16 protein-coding genes and 1 pseudogene are annotated in these 18648 nt (G+C 71.7%); 4 read left to right on the forward strand and 13 right to left on the reverse strand.

Annotated features, from left to right (window positions below):
• The 4 genes from ACFY1U_RS36345 to ACFY1U_RS36360 are packed head-to-tail and all read left to right on the forward strand — an operon-like array spanning position 1 to position 4039.
• Positions 1-951, forward strand: a complete 951-nt coding sequence (locus tag ACFY1U_RS36345; protein ID WP_390698300.1) for an ABC transporter permease — start codon at positions 1-3, stop codon at positions 949-951.
• Positions 944-2608 (forward strand): dipeptide ABC transporter ATP-binding protein, encoded by a 1665-nt coding sequence (locus ACFY1U_RS36350; protein ID WP_390698301.1) that lies wholly within the window; start codon positions 944-946, stop codon positions 2606-2608. Before ACFY1U_RS36345 ends, ACFY1U_RS36350 begins: the two co-directional genes overlap by 8 nt.
• Positions 2605-3819 (forward strand): dipeptidase, encoded by a 1215-nt coding sequence (locus tag ACFY1U_RS36355; protein ID WP_390698302.1) that lies wholly within the window; start codon positions 2605-2607, stop codon positions 3817-3819. The genes ACFY1U_RS36350 and ACFY1U_RS36355 overlap by 4 nt, the downstream gene beginning before the upstream one ends.
• 7 nt (positions 3820-3826) lie before the next feature.
• Positions 3827-4039, forward strand: a complete 213-nt coding sequence (locus tag ACFY1U_RS36360; RefSeq protein ID WP_390698303.1) for a DUF6059 family protein — start codon at positions 3827-3829, stop codon at positions 4037-4039.
• A 343-nt stretch (positions 4040-4382) separates the two neighbouring features.
• On the opposite strand, the gene ACFY1U_RS36365 is transcribed toward ACFY1U_RS36360, so the two are convergent.
• From ACFY1U_RS36365 to ACFY1U_RS36425, 13 genes and pseudogenes are all read right to left on the reverse strand, one after another.
• The gene (locus ACFY1U_RS36365; RefSeq protein ID WP_390698305.1) at positions 4383-5381 is read right to left on the reverse strand and encodes a zinc-binding alcohol dehydrogenase family protein; all 999 of its coding nucleotides are present in this window, start codon (positions 5379-5381) and stop codon (positions 4383-4385) included.
• Positions 5382-5555: 174 nt separating this feature from the next.
• Positions 5556-5705: pseudogene (locus ACFY1U_RS36370) on the reverse strand (ergothioneine biosynthesis glutamate--cysteine ligase EgtA); the annotation flags it as partial.
• A gap of 52 nt (positions 5706-5757) precedes the next feature.
• Positions 5758-6999, reverse strand: coding sequence for a vanadium-dependent haloperoxidase (locus ACFY1U_RS36375; RefSeq protein ID WP_390698306.1), 1242 nt, complete (start codon positions 6997-6999; stop codon positions 5758-5760).
• 64 nt (positions 7000-7063) lie between these two features.
• Positions 7064-8533, reverse strand: coding sequence for an MFS transporter (locus ACFY1U_RS36380; protein WP_390698307.1), 1470 nt, complete (start codon positions 8531-8533; stop codon positions 7064-7066).
• The gene (locus ACFY1U_RS36385; RefSeq protein ID WP_390698308.1) at positions 8534-9859 is read right to left on the reverse strand and encodes an LLM class flavin-dependent oxidoreductase; all 1326 of its coding nucleotides are present in this window, start codon (positions 9857-9859) and stop codon (positions 8534-8536) included.
• A complete protein-coding gene (locus tag ACFY1U_RS36390; RefSeq protein ID WP_390698309.1) occupies positions 9856-11202 on the reverse strand; it encodes an LLM class flavin-dependent oxidoreductase in 1347 nt (448 codons plus the stop codon). The genes ACFY1U_RS36385 and ACFY1U_RS36390 overlap by 4 nt, the downstream gene beginning before the upstream one ends.
• Positions 11203-11215: 13 nt before the next feature.
• Complete coding sequence (locus ACFY1U_RS36395; protein WP_390698310.1) at positions 11216-11992, reverse strand: ATP-binding cassette domain-containing protein; 777 nt, start codon at positions 11990-11992, stop codon at positions 11216-11218.
• Entirely contained in the window at positions 11989-12777 is a 789-nt protein-coding gene (locus tag ACFY1U_RS36400; protein WP_390698311.1) for an ATP-binding cassette domain-containing protein, read from the reverse strand. The genes ACFY1U_RS36395 and ACFY1U_RS36400 overlap by 4 nt, the downstream gene beginning before the upstream one ends.
• Positions 12777-13616 (reverse strand): ABC transporter permease, encoded by an 840-nt coding sequence (locus tag ACFY1U_RS36405; RefSeq protein WP_390698312.1) that lies wholly within the window; start codon positions 13614-13616, stop codon positions 12777-12779. Before ACFY1U_RS36405 ends, ACFY1U_RS36400 begins: the two co-directional genes overlap by 1 nt.
• Positions 13613-14563, reverse strand: a complete 951-nt coding sequence (locus ACFY1U_RS36410; RefSeq protein ID WP_390698313.1) for an ABC transporter permease — start codon at positions 14561-14563, stop codon at positions 13613-13615. The genes ACFY1U_RS36405 and ACFY1U_RS36410 overlap by 4 nt, the downstream gene beginning before the upstream one ends.
• 7 nt (positions 14564-14570) lie before the next feature.
• Positions 14571-16124 carry an ABC transporter substrate-binding protein gene (locus tag ACFY1U_RS36415; RefSeq protein WP_390698314.1) on the reverse strand — a complete coding sequence of 518 codons (1554 nt, stop codon included), beginning with the start codon at positions 16122-16124 and terminating at the stop codon, positions 14571-14573.
• 35 nt (positions 16125-16159) lie between these two features.
• A complete protein-coding gene (locus ACFY1U_RS36420; RefSeq protein ID WP_390698315.1) occupies positions 16160-17458 on the reverse strand; it encodes an O-acetylhomoserine aminocarboxypropyltransferase/cysteine synthase family protein in 1299 nt (432 codons plus the stop codon).
• Complete coding sequence (locus tag ACFY1U_RS36425) at positions 17455-18483, reverse strand: isopenicillin N synthase family dioxygenase (RefSeq protein WP_390698316.1); 1029 nt, start codon at positions 18481-18483, stop codon at positions 17455-17457. The genes ACFY1U_RS36420 and ACFY1U_RS36425 overlap by 4 nt, the downstream gene beginning before the upstream one ends.
• Positions 18484-18648: the final 165 nt, after the last annotated feature.

Consider the following 18648-nt stretch of genomic DNA (forward strand, 5'->3'; position numbering starts at 1 on the left):
ATGGCATTGGTTCTGGTACGACGCCTGCCGTTGCCGCGGCTGCGGACGGGCGCGGGGGTGCAGCGGGCCATGCTGCTCACCGGCCTGATCCTGACGGGCCTGTTCGTCCTCACCGCTCTGCTGGGGCCGTTCCTCGCCCCGCACGGTTACGCCCAACTCCGGGACGCAAACGGCCTGTTCGGTTCCCAGCAGCACCCGAGCGGCGCCCATCCACTGGGCACGACCATCGCGGGCTACGACGTCCTGTCCCGCACGGTCTGGGGCGCGCGGACCGCCCTGCTGATCATCGTCGCAGCGCTGCTGCTGTCGGTGGTGCCGGGCACCGTGCTCGGCCTCGTCTCCGGCTACCTCGGGGGCAAGCTGGACCGGCTGCTGGTGGGACTCGCGGACGCGCTCTACGCCTTCCCTCCTCTGCTGCTCGCCATCGTCATGTCGATCGTGATCAGCGGCGGCCAGTCGAGTCTCGTCGGCGGTCTCGGCGCGGCCGCCTGCTCGGTCGCCGTGTCCTTCGTGCCGCAGTACTTCCGCGTCGTGCGGGCGGAGGTGATCCGGGTGAAGGCCGAGCCGTTCGTCGACGCGGCCCGGGTGATCGGCACCGGCCCGTGGCGCATCATGACCCGGCACGTGCTGCGCAACTCGGTGCGCACGCTCCCGCTGATCTTCACGATCAACGCGTCGGAGGCCATCCTCACCCTCGCCGGTCTCGGCTTCCTGGGCTTCGGCATCGAACCCAACTCCGCCGCCGAGTGGGGCTACGACCTCAACCGCGCGGTCGAGGACGTGACTTCGGGCATCTGGTGGACGGCGATCCCGCCCGGCCTGGGCATCGTGCTCACGGTGCTGGGCACGACCCTGCTCGGCGAGGGCCTCACCGACCTGGCCGACCCACGGCTGCGGCGCCGTACCGCCGCCCCTGCCCTTCCCCCGGACGGAGGCGGGGACGATGACTGACCTGCTGCGCATCGAGGATCTGCACGTCAGCTTCGCCACCGACGCCGGCCCGGCGCCCGCCGTCGACGGGGTCAGCCTGTCGGTCGCCCCCGGCGAGGTGCTGGCCCTGGTCGGCGAGAGCGGCAGCGGCAAGACCGTCACCGCCCGGTCGGTCCTCGGTCTGCTGCCCGCCACCGCGACCGCCCGCGGCCGCGTGCTGCTCGGCGACGGCACCTCCGACCCCGACGAGGACGTGCTCACCGCGTCCCCGGCCCGGCTGCGCGCCCTGCGCGGCACGCACGCCGCGATGGTGTTCCAGGAGCCCTCCACCGCGCTCAACCCCGTCTTCACCATCGGCTGGCAGCTCACCGAGGGCCTGCGCGCCCACGGGCGCGGCGGCAGCAAGGCCGAGCGGCGGGCGCTCGCCGTCGAGTGGCTCGACAAGGTCGGCATCCCCGACCCGGCCACCCGCGTCGACCACTACCCGCACCAACTGTCCGGCGGCCAGAAACAGCGCGCGGTCATCGCCATGGCCCTCGCCCTGGGCACCCGGCTCATCGTCGCCGACGAACCCACCACCGCCCTGGACGTCACGGTCCAGGCGGAGATCCTGGAACTGCTCCACCGCTGCCGCACCGACTTCGGCACCGCCGTCCTGCTCATCACCCACAACATGGGCGTCGTCGCCGACCTCGCCGACCGGGTGGCGGTCATGCGCGCGGGCCGAGTGGTGGAACAGGCGCCGGTGCGCACTCTCTTCGCGGCCCCCGCCGACCCGTACACCCGCGAACTCCTCGCGGCCGTACCGGACTTCGGTTCCGGCGGCCGGACTCGACCGGCAGCCCTGGAAGGCGACGAGCAGCCGGTCGTGCGGGCTTCCCAACTGATCGTCGACTACCCGGGGCGGCTCGGCAGCAAGGGCTTCCGGGCGGTGGACGGGGTGAGCTTCGAGATCCGGTCGGGTGAGGTGCTCGGGCTGGTCGGCGAGAGCGGCAGCGGCAAGACGACCATCGGGCGGGTGATCGCAGGACTGACCCCGGCGACGGGCGGCCGACTGGAGCTGTTCGGCGAGCAGTTGACACGGAAGCGGAAGGCAGCAGCCGGGCGGATCGGTTACGTGTTCCAGGATCCCGCCACCAGCTTCAACCCCCTGCTGACGATCGCCGAGAGCATCGCGGAACCGTTCGTCGTGCACCGGCGCGAGCTGGGCGCGAAGGAGATCCGAGTCCAGGTGGAGACGCTGCTCGAAGCGGTGCACCTCCCCCGTGCCTACGCGGACCGCTACCCGCACGAGCTCAGCGGAGGTCAGCGTCAACGGGCCAGTCTCGCCCGGGCGTTGACACTGCGACCGAAGCTGCTCGTCGCCGACGAGCCGACCTCGGCGCTGGACGTGTCCGTGCAGGCCAGGGTGCTCGATCTGTTCACCGAGCTCCAGCAGGAGTTGGGTTTCGCAGCACTGTTCGTCAGCCACGATCTGGCCGTGGTGGAGCAGGTGGCCGACCGGGTGGTGGTCCTGCACCGGGGGCGGATCGCCGAGGAGGGATCCACCGGCCAGGTACTTGGCAGTCCGCAGGACGACTACACCCGCCGGCTTGTCGCCGCCCTCCCCGTGCCCGACCCGGTACGGCAGGCGCGGCGGCAACAAAGCCCGGTGGCAGAAGGAGTGATCGGCCCATGACCTCACTGATCGACGAAGTACTGCGCTCCACACCCGTGTTCGACGGCCACAACGACCTGCCGGTGGCACTGCGCGCACGTTCCGGCTACAGCGTCGAGGGCCTTGCCGACGGCCGCCCCGACCTGCACACCGACCTGCCCCGGCTGCGGGCCGGCGGGGTCGGCGCGCAGTTCTGGTCGGTGTACGTCTCCTCCGAACTGCCCGAGCCCGAGGCCGTGGTGGCCACCCTGGAGCAGATCGACGCCGTCTACCGGCTCGCCGCCCGCTACCCCGACACCCTGCGCATCGCCTACACGGCGGCCGACGTCGAGCGGGCGTTCACCGAGGGACGCATCGCCTCCCTGCTCGGCGTCGAGGGCGGACACAGCCTCGCCGAGTCACCCGGCGTGCTGCGCTCGTACGCCCGGCTCGGCGTGCGCTACGTGACCCTGACCCACAACGACAACACCTCCTGGGCCGACTCGGCCACCGACGAGCCCAAGGTCGGCGGTCTGAACGACACCGGCCGCGCGATCGTCGCCGAACTGAACCGCACCGGCGTCCTCGTGGACCTCTCCCACGTCGCCGAGTCCACGCAGCGCGCAGCGCTCGCCGTGTCCACCGCACCGGTCCTGTTCAGCCACTCCTCGGCACGAGCCCTCAACGACCATCCCCGCAACGTGACGGACGGGGTTCTGGAGCTGCTCCCCGGCAACGGGGGCGTCATCCAGCTGACCTTCGTGCCGTACTTCATCTCCGCCGACGTCGCCGCCTGGGGCCGGGCCCTCCAGGAAGAACGCAAACGCCTCGGCCTCCCGGCGGTCCCCTGGAACTGGCCGCGCGCACCCCGCCCCGGCGAGGACCCGGCCCGGGTCGCGGAGGAGCACACGGAGGCCCTCGGCGCACCGCCCGACGACCGGCTGAAGAGCTGGCTCGACGCCCACCCCCGGCCGGAGGTCACGGTCGCCCAGGTCGCCGACCATGTGGAGCACGCCCGCGAGGTGGCCGGTGTGCACCACGTGGGCCTCGGCGGCGACTACGACGGAGTGGACCACCAGCCGACCGGCCTCGCCGATGTCTCCGGCTACCCGGTCCTGTTGCGCGAACTCGCCGACCGCGGCTGGTCCCGGCCCGAGCTGGAGGCCCTGACCGGCCGCAACGTCCTGCGGGTCCTGCGCGAGGCCGAGGAGCGGGCCACCGAACCGCTGTGGCCCACGGCCCCGCTGCGGTGAGGGACCGATGTCACGTCGACGACGCTGGGCCGGACTGCTGGCACGGTGGGCTCCGGGCCTGCTCGCGGTGGGCTGCTGCCTGTGGGGGCTGCCGACACCCGGGGCACCGTTCTGGAAGCCGGCGCAGCCACCGCCCGGCCACCCGGAACGCGCGGCCGGCCACATACCTCCCAGCGAAGTGGAACGGGAGCTGTGGGCTGGGCTGGGCCTAGGGGCCTGAAGCGGCCCTGCCCTGGGACATCGACCTGACCGACCGCGGCGCCGAGGGCCCGCTGCCGACGGAGGAGCCGGTCGCCGCCGAGATCGACGGCTCCTTCGGGGCCCGGCGGGTCACCGACCCGCGCGCGGTGGTGGCCGAACGGCGGGTGCAGGCGGAAGCACGCGGCACGGCGCGATCGACGGCTTCAACGTCACGCCGTATTTCATCCCCGACGGCCCCGACGGCCTGCGCGGCCGGAACTGCGGGAACCCGGGGTCCGCCGCACCGAGGGGAGCCCGCCGCACCGGACCGGCACGGGTGCCCTGTCGTGGGTGCGGCGGGGCGGGAGAACGTTCCGCCCGGCTCAGCCCGCGGTGTGCCCTCCGAGGGCCAGCACGGTCTTCCCATGGCTCCGCCCGGCCTCGTGGCGCCGGTGGACCTCGACGACGTCCGACGACGGGACGACGGTCGTCGGGACGCGGGCCAGTGCTCCGGAGGCGAGCGCGGACAACGCCGTGGACAGGTGGTCACCGATGGTGGCGGGGGAACGGCGAGCGACATCACCGATGTTGTATCCGGCGAGGGTCCTGTTGTTCTTCCACAGATCCCAGACGTCTGCAGTCCAGTCGGCGTGACGTCCGAGGTCCCCGTAGGTGACCACCCGGCCGAAAGGAGCCAGTACCTCCAGGGAGGCACGCCGTACCGGGCCGCCGACGGGGTCCAGCACCAGGTCCACCCCACGACCCGTGGTGGCCTCCCGGACCGCGTCCTCGAACTCGTCCCGGACGAACAGCGCGTCGTAGCCCAGCCCGGCGGCCAGCTGTGCCTTGCTCCCGGTGCCGACCGTGCCGAAGACTCGCGCGGCACCGTACGCTCGCGCGATCCGCGCCGCGGCAGAACCGACTCCCCCGACCGCCGCGTGGATCAGGACCGTCTCGCCCGCGCGCAGCCGGCCCGCGTCCATCAGCACCCCGTAGGCCGTCGGATACACGCACGGCACCCCGGCCGCGTCCGCAAGCGGGAGCCCGCCGACGGGCCGGACGAAGTCCGCGTCGGCCACGGCGAACTCCGCATATCCGCCGAAGGCCGGAAGGTAGGCGGCAACCTGCTCGCCGACCACCGCTCCCGTCACTCCGCTGCCGAGTGCCGCCACCGTGCCGGAGACCTCAAGCCCGGGCACGTCGTAGCCGCCGGGGCCGTCGGGCTCGCCGAACTCACCCCGGCGATGCTGCACCTCGGCGAAGTTCACCCCGGCGTACGCGACCTCGATCAGCACCTGACCCGGGCCCGGCCTCGGGGTCGGCACCTGGATCTCCTCCAGGACCTCCGGTCCGCCGTTCGACTTGAATCCGTATGCACGCACGTGGGGTCCTTGTCCGTTCGGTCGACAAAACTCGGGCCGGAGGACACCCCGACTCTCAGGCTCCACAGGTGTCCTGACGACCTGAAACTCTCCTACGGCAACAGCACGACGCGCCTCGCCATTCCACTCGGAGCCGCCCCCGCCGCACCGCGATCGCGGCAGCGCTCGTCCGCGTCACCGCCGGGCCCGGAGCCGTACGGACGGGTCCCGGTCAAGCACGTCGTCCGCCGGGCAGCGGCGACGGTGAACGTAGCGGTCGGCGTAAGCCGCGACGGCATCCACGACCCTGGCGCTCGCCCCCAGCCGGAGCCGGGCGTCCAGTGCCGGAAGTGGCCAGGAGGGCGGTGGGGTGAAGTCGCACCAGGTTCACCGAGGGTCAACGCGGAGCGAGGAGCCCTCTCGCGTTCTGCAGGACGTACCGTGCCACGTTCGTGCCGAGCGTGATCCCTGCCTCGTCGGCCGACCTCGTGTGGATGCCGGAGAAGACCCGGGCGTCGACGTTCTCGTCCGAGAGCTGCTTCCAGGTGGTGTAGGTCCGGGTCACGCCCGGCGCGGTGGGGCTGGTCAGTGCGAACGGGGCTGTGCGTGGGCCTGTGAGCGCCGACAGGACGGTCTGGGCGGCGCCCGCGTAGGTGTTGTGGCCGCTCGGGTAGTCCGGGTGCGCGGGGGTGGTGTGCAGCGGCGTCCAGTTGGGGTCGGGGTCGATGGTGCCGGTGCGGATCGCGCTGACGGGACGCCAGCGTTCATAGGCGTACTTGCTGTCGGAGGTGGCGATCTGCGTGTCCACCAGCGCTACATGGAACAGTGCGACCAGTCGCGCCTGCCCCGCGATCCCCTGATGTGTGCGGGAGAGCGCCACACGCAGCGGCTCGGTGTAGAGGGTGAGGGAGGAGCCGAGCCAGAAGGTGGCGGTCTCGGTCTGGCGGGCGCTGCGCACCGCGCTGTCGACGGCGCCGTAGGCGCGCACCTCCGCGAGGTCGGCGGCGTAGCGCTCGGAGTCCAGAGCGGGTGGCGGGGCGAGCCGGAACTGACTCTGCGTTTTCAGCAGGAACGGCTTGGCGAGACGGTTGCCGTACTGGGCCGCCGGAGCGTACGCGGGCGGCGTCGGCTGCCAGACGCCCGGCGCCGCGGGCTTCACCGGATAGGGCGCGTCGACCGAGGCGGGGTCGAGTCCGTCGCCTTGCCTCGACGCGAGGACGAGGTCTGCCTGGTGCTCTCCCGCCGCGACGCCCCGTTCCTCTGCCGGGCCGTCGGGTATCGCGTCGAGGGTCTCCTTGAACGTCGCGTCGAGCTGCTCCGTTCGGCTCGGGGCCAGCGTCACCAGCGCGCGGTGTACGGCCCCGGCGAGCGCCGCCTCCTGATACGCGCCACGCTCGACATCGGTGGGCACGCTTCGGGTGGCCCTGGCGGCCGCTAGCCAACTGATGGCCCATGTACGGCTGTTGGTGATCTGAGTGGAGGCTCCGGCCGTCGCGATGGTCTCGGCCGTCGCGTCGTACCAAGCGAGGGCCGTGGACGTAGGGCCGGTCGCCGAGGCCTGCGGAACGGCGACGGACGCGGTGAGCAGCGCCGTCGCGCCGAGGACGACTAGGGCGGGCCGGGTTCTGGTCGAACTCATGTGTTCTCCTTGGGTCTTGGTGGGGTGAGGGGGCGATGGGGTGCGGCACCCGCGCCCCGGGTGGTCAGGTCGTCTCCTTGGAGCGGGGGACCACGATGGTGCGGTTGGCCGACGCGGGTGCTGACGGGCCGGGTGGTGTGACGGCGCGGCGCAGCAGGGACAGCAGCAGAGCCGCGGCGAGGAGGCCGGCACAGACGCAGGAGGCCAGTGCGTACCCGGCCCGGGCGTGGCTGCCGCCCGGCGGACCGGACGCGGCGTGCAGGTACACCGCGGAGACGGCGCTGAGGCAGACGGCCGCGGCGATGCGCTGGGCCATCTGCAGGATCCCGCCGCCCACTCCCGCGGCCTCTGCCGGAGCGTGCTGGAGCACTTGGGTCTGGTTGGGCGAGACGGTGAGCCCTCCCGCGATGCCGGCCATGAGCTGCGTTCCGGCCAGAGCCACCGGCAGCACCGACGTCGGCACACGGAGCGCGACCGCCGCCCCCGCCAGCGCGGCGCCGATGCCCAGGGTCAGGCCGACGGTCACCGTACGCGGCCCGATCCGCCGCACGAGCCGCCACGCGAAGGCCGAGGAAACGCCCATCCCGACCGCCCCGGGAAGGGTGACCGCCGCCGTGAGCAGGGCGGACAGGCCGAGCCCGTCCTGCAGGAAGACGGTGAGCACGAGGAACGCGGCCAGTGAGGAGCCGAACTGAGCCATCGCGACAGCCGTGCCCAGCATGTACGGCTTCGACGAGGTCAGTGCCGGATGCACCAGCGGCTGACGGCCCCGTCGCACCCGCAGACGCTGATGCGCGGCGAGGACGGCCGCCGGCGCGCACACCGCGATGCCCCACAGGAACGCTTCTCCCCCGCTGTCCGGGGTGCGGATGAAGGGCACCATCAGCGTCAGCGTGCAGCCGCAGAGCAGACCGAGGCCGAGGACGTCGAGGCGGGAGTCCCGGGCGGTGCGCCGGGGCGGGGGCAGCCAGCGAGCCGCGAGGGCCAGCGTGAGCACGGCGCACGGTGGGCTCAGCAACAGACAGCACCGCCAGCCCGCCTCGGGCCCGAGCCCGGCGACGAGCGCGCCGCCGAGTGGCGGGCCGAGAGCCGTGGCCACGCCGCCGGTGACCGCGTAGAGGCCCAGCGCACGGCCGCGGGCCTGCCCGTGGAAGACGTCCTGAATGGTGCCGATCACCTGCGAGTTGACGAGCCCGGCCGCCGCACCCTGCACCAGCCGGGCACCGATCAGGGTCCCCGGGCCGCCGCCGGTCGCGGCCGTCACCCCGGCCGCCAGGAAGACCGCCACCCCGGCCATGAAGAGACGCTTGCGGCCGTGCAGGTCCCCGAGGCTGCCCCCGGGGACGAGGGCCAGGCCGAAGGCCAGCGAGTACCCGGCCACGATCCACTGGACGTCCGCCCCGGTGGCCCCGATGGACTGACGCATGCTCGGCACCGCGATGTTCAGGACGGCCTGGTCCAGCAGGGTCGTGGCGCCCGCGGCCATGCACACCAGCAGTACCCGTCGTGCGGCGCGGTCGTCTCCCGGGAGCATCTACGCCCGCCGGGACGGTCGCGGCAGACCCAGGTGGTCGCGCAGGGTGCGGCCGGTGTAGTGGGTACGGAACAGGCCGCGGCGGCGCAGCTCGGGGATCACGAGCTCGGCGAAGTCGTCCAGGGTGCCCGGCAGATACGGGAAGATCACGTTGAAGCCGTCGGCGGCGCGGCCGTGGAACCACTCCTCGATGTGGTCGGCGATCTGCTCGGGCGTACCGGTGAGGGTGCGGTCGTCGTTCGCGACGCGCCGGACGAGGTCGCGGATGGTGAGGTTGTCGCGACGGGCGTCCTCGTAGATCTGCTGCTGGGCGGTGTGCGACTGGTTGGAGACGGGGAGTTCGGGCAGCGGCCCGTCCAGCGGGTAGGGGCTGAGGTCGAAGCCGCCGAGCCAGTACGACAGGTCGGCCAACGCGACCTGCGGGGGCAGGAGTTCGGTGAGTCGGGCCAATTTGTCGCGGGCCTCGGACTCGGTGGGGGCGGTGACGACGGACAGGGCCGGGAGGACCTTGAGGTGGTCCGGGTCGCGGCCGTGGGCGGCGGCGCGCTCCTTGATCTCCGCGTAGAACTCCTGGGCCCGGCCGAGGTCGTTGATACCGGAGAAGATCACGTCGGCGATGCGGGAGGCGAGGTTCTTGCCCGCCTCGGAGGCACCGGCCTGCACGATGACCGGGTGCCCCTGCGGCGGCCGGGCGATGTTGAGGGGACCGGCGACCTTCAGGTGTTTACCCTCGTGGTTCAGCGCGTGCAGTTTGGCGGGGTCGAAGTAGACGCCGGTCGCCTGGTCGTGGCGGAAGGCGTCGTCCTCGAAGGAGTCCCACAGCCCCGTCACCACGTCGTGGAACTCCTCGGCGCGGTCGTAGCGGGTGGCGTGGTCGAGGTGGGCCTTGAGGCCGAAGTTCTGGGCCTCTCCGTCATTGAGGGAGGTCACCACGTTCCACCCGGCCCGGCCGCCGGAGATGTGGTCGAGGGATGCGAAGGTGCGGGCCACGTGATAGGGCTCGTTGTAGCTGGTCGACGCGGTGGCGATGAGGCCGATGCGGGAGGTGCCGGCGGCGAGCGCGGCCAGCAGCGTCGTCGGCTCGAAGGAGTCGTTGACCACGCTGACCCGGCTCAGGACGTCCTCGCTCGCGAACGGCACGCCGACGAGGTCGGCGAGGAACACCGCGTCGAAGGCCGCCCGTTCGGCGGTCCGCGCGAAGGACAGGACCTCCCGGATGTTGACGCCCGCGTCCGCCGCGGTGTCCGGGTGCCGCCAGGCGGCCAGGTACTCCCCCGGCGGCTTGAGGAAGGCATTGAGGTGCAGTTGTCCGGTCCGGCGGCTCATCGTCCGGTCTCCTGGAGGTGTCGGTCACGGACGGCGGGCCGCGGCAGCCCGAGGTTCTCGCGCAGGGTGGAGCCCTCGTACTCGGTGCGCAGCAGCCCGCGTTGCTGGAGCAGCGGCACGACCTGGTCCACGAAGTCCTCGGCGGGGCCGGGCAGATAGGGGAAGGAGATGTTGAAGCCGTCGGCCGCGTAGGAGCGGAACCAGGTCTCGATGTGATCGGCGATCTGCTCGGGCGTACCGGCGACGGCGGAGCCCGCGGCGAAACGGTGCGCGAGATGACGTATCGTCAATTTCTCGTCGTGGGCGAGTTTCAGCAGCAGATCGCGGCGCGATGTGCTGCGGTTGGTCTCGGGGATGTCCGGCAGCGGACCGTCCACCGGGTGGTCGGTCAGGTCGAGGTCACCGATGTTGTCCTGGACGAGACGCCGGGCGACGTCGTCGTGGATGAGGTCCTGAAGCTCGGTGAGCCGCCGCCGCGCCTCCGCCTCGGTGGGCGCGACCAGCGGGGAGAGGCCCGGCCAGACCAGCACATGGGCGGGGTCGCGGCCATGGGCGGCCGCCCGGGCCTTGATGTCGGCGTAGAAGGCCTGCGCGGCGCCCAGTTCGTGCTGGGTCGTGAAGAGGACCTCACCGTGGCGGGCCGCGAACTCCTTTCCGGTCTTGGAGGATCCGGCCTGGAAGACCACCGGATGGCCCTGCGGCGGGCGGGAGATGTTCAGCGGCCCGCGGACGGCGAAGTGCTCGCCCCGGTGGTGCGGGGTGTGCAGTCCGGCCGGGTCGTAGTAGCGGCCGGTCGCCTTGTCCCGTACGACCGCCTCGTCGTCGAAGCTGTCCCAGAGCGCCTTCACGACCTGCACGAACTCGTCGGCCCGGCGGTAGCGCAGCTCGTGTTCGAGGTGGCGGTCGTAGCCGAAGTTCGCTGCCTCCAGCGGTACGACGGAGGTGACCACGTTCCAGCCCGCGCGGCCGCCGGAGATGTGGTCCAGGGAGGCGAACTTGCGGGCGATGTGGAAGGGGTGGTTGTAGGTCGTGGTCGCCGTCGCGGCCAGGCCGATGTGCTCGGTCACCAACGACAGCGCGGCCAGCAGCGTCAGCGGTTCGAAGTGCTCGGCCCGCCCGGTGCGGGACAGGGAGTCGAGCTGGTGGCCCCACAGGGCGACGACGTCGGCGACGAACAGTGCGTCGAACCGGCCGCGTTCGAGCGTGCGGGCGAGGTCGGCATGGAAGGCGAAGTCGAGCTGCCCGTCGGGGCGGGCGTCCGGGTGCCGCCAGCCGGCGATGTGGCCGCCGGAGCCGTGGACGAGGGCCCCGAGGGTGAGCCTGCGTGCGGTGGGGTCGGTCATGTGGTCCTCCCGATCATGCGGGCAGCCGGGGTACGGCGGCCAACAGACGGCGTGTGTACGGGTGTTGAGGGTCGGCCAGGACGGATGCGGCCGGCCCTTGTTCGACGGCGCGGCCGTCCTTCATCACCAGCACGTCGGTACACAGACGCCGTACGACGCCGATGTCGTGGGACACGAGCAGCAGCGTCAGCCCGTACGCTTCGGCGAGGTCTTCGAGGAGGTCGAGGATCTGGGCGCGCACCGACACGTCGAGGGCGCTGAGTGGTTCGTCGCCGACGAGGACCTTCGGACCGGGGGCGAGCGCGCGGGCGATGGCGATGCGTTGCCGCTGTCCGCCGGAGAACTCGTGCGGATAGCGGCCGCGCACGGACGGGTCCAGGCCGACGGCGCGCAGCAGTTCGTCGACCTGGTCGCCGTGATCGCCGGGCAGCTTGAGGCACTCCAGCGGCTCGGCCACGATGTCGCGGACGGTGGCGCGCGGGTCGAGGGAGCCCAGCGGATCCTGGAGGACGACCTGCACCTCGCGTCGGAACCACGGCAGCCTGCCCGGCTTCACCTCGCGTCCACGGTAGTGCACCGTTCCGGAGTCGGGCCGGTCAAGCGCCAGCAGGAGCCTGGCCAGGGTCGACTTGCCGGAGCCGGACTCCCCCACGATGCCGAGGCTGTTGCCTTCCCACAGCTCCAGGGACACGTCCTGGACGGCCTGGCGGTGGACGGCCGGCGCGAACAGCGAGGTGCGGGGCAGCCGGAAGGTACGGCTGAGGTCGGTGCCCTTCAGGAGCTGCGTCATCGAGTGACCTCCTCGGTGCCCGTGGCACGGGCGGCCTCCACCAGCCGCTGCGTGTACGGGTGTCGGGGAGTTCGTACGAGGGTGCCGGTCGCACCTTCCTCGACGAGCTGTCCGTCCTTGAGCACGGCGGCGCGTGAGCACAGCTGGGCGACGACGGCGAGGTCGTGGCTGATGAACAGCAGGGAGGTACCGTGCTCGCGGACGAGGTCGTCGAGGAGCTTCAGCATGTCTGCCTGGACGGTGACGTCCAGGGCGGTGGTGGGTTCGTCGGCGATGAGCAGCGCCGGGCGGGTGGCGAGGGCCATCGCGAGGCCGACCCGCTGACGCTGTCCGCCGGAGAGCTGGTGCGGCCAGGAGCGGACGATGAGGTCCGGGTCCGGCAGGCCCACCTGTGCGGCCAGTTCGACGGCGGCGGCCCGGGACTGGCGCCGGCTCAGCCCGCGGTGCAGCCGCAGGGGCTCGGCGAGCTGCTTCCCGATGCGCATCAGGGGGTTGAGGGCGCTCATCGGTTCCTGGAAGACCATGGCCATGCGCTCGCCGCGCAGCCGGGACAGCTCCCTGTCGCCGAGGCCGAGCAGTTCCTGGCCGCCGAGGCGGATGCTGCCGGTGGCCCGGGCGCCGTCCGGCAGCAGTCCCATCACGGCGAGGGCGGTGAGTGACTTCCCCGACCCGGACTCGCCGATCAGCGCGAGCCGTTCGCCGGGGGCGAGTTCCAGACCGACCTCGTCGACGACGGTGGCACCACCGATCCGCACGCTCAGGTCGGTGATCGTCAGCAGGCTCATCAGGCCTCCCGGATGCGCAGGCGTGCGTCGGCCGCCTCGCGCAGCCCGTCCCCGAGCAGGTTGAACCCGAGCACGGAGGCGGCCACGGCGAGCCCCGGCCAGATGACGAGCAGCGGGCGGGCCGCGATGTACTGCTGCTGCTGGTGCAGCATGCGCCCCCAGGAGACCGCGGGCGCCGGCGCGCCGAACCCGAGGAACGACAGGGCCGCCTCGGCGAGCACCGCCACGGACAGCACCAGCGAGAGCTGTACGACGAGGGTGGGCGCGATGTTCGGCAGCAGGTGTTTGCGCACGGTGCGCCAGGTTCCGGACCCGGCGGCGTGCGCGGCCAGTACGTAGTCGGTGTTCAGCACCCGCCCCGCCTCGGCGCGGGCGACCCGGGCGAGGTTGACGCCCGCGCCGACGCCGACCGCGGTGACCACCGTCCAGGTGGAGCCGCCGTACACCGCGGTGAGGATCATCGCGATCAGCAGCACGGGAAACGCGATCAGCACGTCCGTGAGCTGGACGACGACCGCGCCGATCCAGCGCGGTACGAGTACCGCCGCCAGCGCCAGGGCGAGCCCCACGACGGCCGCGATCGTCGCCGCGAGCAGCGCGGTCAGCAGCGTGCCGCGCGCTCCGGCCAGCAGCTGGCTCAGCTCGTCGCGGCCCAGCCGGTCGGTGCCGAGCAGGTGCCCGCCGGAGAACGGCAGCAGCCAGCCGTCCTGCGGACGCGCGAGGGTGGGGTCGTACGGCGTCCAGACGAGGGAGACCAGGGCGGACACGACGAGAAGGCCGACGAGGACCAGGCCGACCGCGCCGCTGCGGCTCTTGAGGAGCGCTCTGGAGACGGTCATACGGCGCTCCGCAGCCGGGGGTCGATCAGCCGGTGCGCGAGGTCCACGAGGAACCCGATGACCAGAACCGCCCCCGTGAGCAGCAGGATCTCACCCTGCACCTTGTCCAGATCTCGGTTGCCGACATCCGTGATCAGCATCTGGCCGACGCCGGGCAGCACGAAGACCTGCTCCACCACGACCGCCCCCGCGACCAGCGCCGCGATCTGCAGGCCGAGCACCGACACCACGGGCACCGCCGCGTTGCGCAGCCCGTGCCGTACCAGCGCGCCGGTGCGTGTGTGGCCCTTGGCGCGGGCGGTGCGCAGCCAGTCCTGGTGCAGGACCTCCAGTACGGCGGAGCGCACGAACCGCAGCAGGACGGCGCCCTCGGAGAGGGCCAGGGTCAGCCAGGGCAGGACGAGGCTGCGCAGCGCCTGCCCCGGCTCGGCCCAGCCGTCCACGGGGAACCCCTGGGCGGGCAGCCAGCGGATCTGGACGGCGAACACGACGACGAGCAGCAGCCCCACCCACAGTGTGGGCAACGCGATGCCGAGCTGTCCGAGGGCGTTCACCGCGCCACCGAACCGCGAGTCCCGGCGCACGGCGGCGACGATGCCCAGCGGCACGGCGAAGGCGAGCGCGAGGACGACCGCGCCGGCGGCCAGCGGTCCGGTCACCGCGAACTTCTCGGCGAGCTGTCCCGACACCGACGTACCGTCGAGGACGGACCGCCCGAAGTCGCCGGTGACGACTCCGCCGATCCAGCTGCCGTACTGCGCGGCGAGCGGCCGGTCCAGGCCCAGGTCATGCCGTACGGCCGCGACCTGGGCCGGTGTGGCCTTGATGCCGCCGATGGTCTGGGCGATGTCGCCGGGCAGCAGCCGTAGCACCAGGAAGATCAGCACGCTGGCGGCGAGCAGGGACACCACCAGCAGTGCGGCCCGGCGCACCACATACAGAGTCACGCGGGCCTCACTTCTTCTTCGCCATGGCGAGGTCCGCGAGGTCGTAACGGTTGCTGGTGAAGTTGCGCGGCACGCCGGTGACCCCGCTGCGCACGACGGTGAGGGTCTGGTTGACGAACAGCCAGTCGGCGGCGGCGTCCTCGGCCACCTGCCGGGCCGCCTTCTTCAGGAGGGCGTCCCGCTCGGCGTCGCCGGCGGCGGTCTGGGCGGCGGCGTACCACTTCTGGACGTTCGCGTTGTCGTAGCCGAAGTAGTAGGCGGGGTTGGCGAAGTTGTTCAGGTCGCGGGCTTCCGCGTGGTCGACGAGGCTGAGCTGGTAGTCGTGCTTGGTGTAGACGCTGTCGAGCCAGCTCTGGAACTCCACTTGGCGCACGGTGAGCTGGATGCCCACCTGCTTGAGCTCGGAGGCGAGGTAGTCGCCGATCTCCGTCGGGTAGATGTTGGGGATCTGGACGGTGAGCTTCAGGCCGCCGCCGTAACCGGCCTGCTGGAGCAGCTTCTTGGCGCCCTTCGGGTCGTAGGCGTCGATCGCGGTGAGGTCCTCGTAGCCGGGGTCGGTGGCCGGGACCGGGCCGCCCACAGGCTTGGCCGCGCCGCCGAGGGCCTTGATGAGACCGGCGTTGTCGACGGCCCGGCGGATGGCGCGCCGTACCCGCACGTCCTTGGTCGGGCCGGAGGCATTGTTGAACGCGAGCGTGAACTTGTCGGTGGTGTCTCCGCGCAGGACGGTGTACTTGCTCTTGTCGGAGAACGGTTGGAGCAGGGTCGCGTCCGCGGCGGTCTCGATGTCGGTCTGACCCGTCTGTTGAGCGTTGTTGGCCGCGTTGTCGTCCTTGATGTAGTGGAAGACGACCTTGGCGACCTTGGCCTTCTTCCCCCAGTAGGCGTCGTTGCGGACGAAGGTGATGGACGAACCGCGCTTCCAGCCGGACAGCTTGAAGGGCCCGGTGCCGTTCTCGTTCCCGGCGAGGGAGGAGAAGTCCGTCCCCTTCTTGAAGACGATGCCCGCCCGGCCCGTCAGACCCCAGGTGAAGCCGGTGTCACGGTGCTTGAGCGTGACGACGACGGTGTGGTCGTCGGAGGCGGAGACGCTCTTGACCGAGGCGAGCGCCGCCGCATCGGGGTTCTTCGAGCCCTTCGCGGTGACCTGGTGCAGGGACCAGACGGCGTCGGCCGCGGTGACCTTGGTTCCGTCGTGGAAGGTCGCGTTCCTGGCGAGGCGGAAGGTGTAGCTGAGCCCGTCCGGCGACGTGTCGTACGAGGTTGCCAGGCTCGGCTCGATCTTGTTGTTCTCGTCGCGGGTCAGCAGGCCCTGGTAGACGTTGTCGAGCAGGATCTGGTCGAGGGCCGCTCCCGCGGTGGAGGCGATGTCGAGGCTGGTCGGCTCCAGGACGAGGCGTACGTCGACGGTCGCGTGCGTGTCGATGTCGGCGGGCTGGGCGGCCTGGCTGGTCTGTCCGGCGTTCGCCGGGGCGTCGGCCGAACCGGTGCCACACGCCGTCGCGGTCAGGCCGGCGAGGACTGCGGTGGCGGCGAGCCGGAAAGCGGTGATGCGGCGCATGGCGGATCTTGCTCCCTGGGTCCGTACGGTGGGGTTCATACGGCGGCCGCCCGCAGGCCCGCTTCGAGGTCGGCGATCAGATCGCCGACGCCTTCCAGGCCGACCGACAGTCGCACCAGGCCGGGCGTGACCCCGGCCGCGACCTGCTGACGGGCGTCCAGCTGGGCGTGGGTGGTGGAGGCGGGGTGGATGACGAGACTGCGTACGTCGCCGATGTTGGCGAGATGGCTGAACAGCCGGACCCCTTCGACGAACCGTCGGCCCGCCTCCAGGCCACCCGCCAGTTCGAAGGCGAGGACCGCCCCGGCACCGCGCGGCAGATACCGTTTGGCCGGCACGCGCCAGGGACTGGAGGACAGTCCGGCGTAGTGCACCTGGGAGACCTGCGGTTGCTGCTCCAGCCACTCGGCGAGCGACTGGGCGTTGGAGACGTGCCGTTCGATGCGCAGACTGAGCGTCTCCAGGCCCTGCAGGAGCAGGAAGCTGTTGAAAGGTGAGACGGCCGGCCCCAGATCCCGGACCAGCCGGGTGCGCAGCCGCAGCGCGTAGGCAAGGCCGAGGTCGGAGAAGGAATCCCAGAACGACAGCCCGTTGTACGTCGGATCCGGGCGGGTCAGCCCCGGCCATCGGTCCGGATCGGCGCCGAAGTCGAAGCGGCCGCTGTCCACGACGGCCCCGCCGATGCCGGTGCCGTGGCCGGACAGGAACTTGGTGGTGGAGTGCACGACGATGTCCGCGCCGTACTCGAAGGGCCGTAGCAGGTACGGCGTGAGCACGGTGTTGTCGACGACAAGCGGCACGCCGATCTCGTGGGCGATGCGGGCGACCGCCTCGGTGTCGAGGACGTTGCCGCGCGGGTTGCCGAGAGTCTCGCCGAAGAACGCCTTCGTGGTGGGGCGTGCGGCCGTGTACCAGGCGCCCAGGTCGTCCGGGTCGTCGACGAAGGTGACGTCGATGCCGAGGTCGGCGAACGTGTGCTCCAGGAGGGTGCGGGTGCCGCCGTACAGGGACGAGGAGGCGACGATGTGGTCGCCCGCGCGTGCCAGGTTGAGCAGGGCGAGGCTCGTCGCGGCCTGGCCGCTGGCCACGGCGACCGCGGCCGATCCGCCCTCCAGGGAGGCGATCCGCTCCTCGGCCACGGCGGTGGTCGGATTCGACAGCCGCGTGTAGGCGTGGGTGGTCAGGTCGGCCAGTTCGAAGGCCGCGGCGGCGTGCGCGGTGTCCCGGAAGACATAGCTGGTGGCCGGGTGGATCGGCACCGCTCGCGCACCGGTGGCCGGGTCGGGTACCGCTCCGGCGTGCACCTGCCGGGTCTCGAAGGCCCAGTTGGTCATCGGTGTGCCTCCCGCTTCGCCAGGACGTCGGACCACCAGCGCTCGGCGACCCGTGGATGGGAGCGGAGCCAGCCGACGACCGCGTTCTCGCCGAAGGCCGCGAGCAGCGGATTGTCCGGGTCGTCGGTGACGCCACGGCTCAGCGCCGCCAGTTCCGCAGGGAGGTTCAGCGGCTTGACGACCGCGTCGAGGCGCGGGCCCAGGAAGAAGGGGATCGAGTAGCGGTGCACGCCCGACTGCGGGCTCACGACCCGGTGTTGCGTGGCTTTCAGATAGCCCTGGGTGGCGATCTCCAGCATCTCGCCGATGTTGAACACGAAGGCGTCGGGCACCGGTACCGCGTCGATCCACTCGCCGTCCTCGCGCTGCACCTGGAGCCCGCCCACCTCGTCCTGCTGGAGCAGCGCGAGATAGCCGTAGTCCTTGTGCGCGCCCACACCCTGGTCGGCGTCCTCGGCGGTGCGCGGCGGATAGTGCACGATCTTCACGTGGACGGCCGCCTCGTCGTCGAACCACTGGTCGAAGTAGCCCTCGTCCTGTCCTAGCGCGGCCGCGAGGGCCCGCAGCACCTCACGGCTCACCCGCAGCGCCTCCGCCTGCCAGCGCAGCACGGTGTCCCTCAACTCCGGTAGCGCGGAGGGCCATTGGTTGGGACCGATCAGACGCAGGTAATCGGGATCGTCCGGGCCGACATCGAGCGCCTCCCGTTCCGGCCCGATGTCGATCTGCTCCCGCCAGTCGGCGCTGCCCGCCGTGTACTCGGTTCCCGTGCGCGTATAGCCGCGGAACTGGGGCGAGTTGAGGTTCTCGATCTCCAGTCGCCGCTCCTCGGGCAGCGCGAAGAAGGCGCGGGCCGCGCTCAGCACCTCGTCGCGCAGTGGTGCGGGGACGCCGTGCCCGGTGACGTAGAAGAAGCCGACTTCGTGGGCGGCGGAACGGAGTTCGGCGAGGAAGGCGTCACGGTCGGCGTCCGGGGCGCGGAAGCGGGAGATGTCGATGACGGGCAGGGCTGTGGGCTGGGCCATGGGGATTCCTTCGCGGCACGGCAGGCCGACTGCGCATCACAACTGCCCAGCGACGTGGGTTGGTTGAGTGGCAGAAGCGGGATCAGGCGGATGGAGAAAGAGACGGGGTGCGGGTCGCGAGCCGGGAAACGGCGATCAGCAACAGACCTGGTCGAACTGGTCGGC

Source organism: Streptomyces sp. NPDC001351 (assembly GCF_042896045.1).
Classification (GTDB): domain Bacteria; phylum Actinomycetota; class Actinomycetes; order Streptomycetales; family Streptomycetaceae; genus Streptomyces.

Excerpts from the sequence above, each read along its gene's own strand:
- ACFY1U_RS36395 (WP_390698310.1), bottom strand. The coding sequence starts at position 11,992 with ATGACGCAGCTCCTGAAGGGCACCGACCTCAGCCGTACCTTCCGGCTG.
- ACFY1U_RS36390 (WP_390698309.1), bottom strand. The coding sequence starts at position 11,202 with ATGACCGACCCCACCGCACGCAGGCTCACCCTCGGGGCCCTCGTCCAC.
- ACFY1U_RS36420 (WP_390698315.1), bottom strand. The coding sequence starts at position 17,458 with ATGACCAACTGGGCCTTCGAGACCCGGCAGGTGCACGCCGGAGCGGTA.
- ACFY1U_RS36385 (WP_390698308.1), bottom strand. The coding sequence starts at position 9,859 with ATGAGCCGCCGGACCGGACAACTGCACCTCAATGCCTTCCTCAAGCCG.
- ACFY1U_RS36415 (WP_390698314.1), bottom strand. The coding sequence starts at position 16,124 with ATGCGCCGCATCACCGCTTTCCGGCTCGCCGCCACCGCAGTCCTCGCC.
- ACFY1U_RS36345 (WP_390698300.1), top strand. The coding sequence starts at position 1 with ATGGCATTGGTTCTGGTACGACGCCTGCCGTTGCCGCGGCTGCGGACG.
- ACFY1U_RS36355 (WP_390698302.1), top strand. The coding sequence starts at position 2,605 with ATGACCTCACTGATCGACGAAGTACTGCGCTCCACACCCGTGTTCGAC.
- ACFY1U_RS36405 (WP_390698312.1), bottom strand. The coding sequence starts at position 13,616 with ATGACCGTCTCCAGAGCGCTCCTCAAGAGCCGCAGCGGCGCGGTCGGC.
- ACFY1U_RS36380 (WP_390698307.1), bottom strand. The coding sequence starts at position 8,533 with ATGCTCCCGGGAGACGACCGCGCCGCACGACGGGTACTGCTGGTGTGC.
- ACFY1U_RS36360 (WP_390698303.1), top strand. The coding sequence starts at position 3,827 with ATGTCACGTCGACGACGCTGGGCCGGACTGCTGGCACGGTGGGCTCCG.
- ACFY1U_RS36400 (WP_390698311.1), bottom strand. The coding sequence starts at position 12,777 with ATGAGCCTGCTGACGATCACCGACCTGAGCGTGCGGATCGGTGGTGCC.
- ACFY1U_RS36425 (WP_390698316.1), bottom strand. The coding sequence starts at position 18,483 with ATGGCCCAGCCCACAGCCCTGCCCGTCATCGACATCTCCCGCTTCCGC.
- ACFY1U_RS36375 (WP_390698306.1), bottom strand. The coding sequence starts at position 6,999 with ATGAGTTCGACCAGAACCCGGCCCGCCCTAGTCGTCCTCGGCGCGACG.
- ACFY1U_RS36350 (WP_390698301.1), top strand. The coding sequence starts at position 944 with ATGACTGACCTGCTGCGCATCGAGGATCTGCACGTCAGCTTCGCCACC.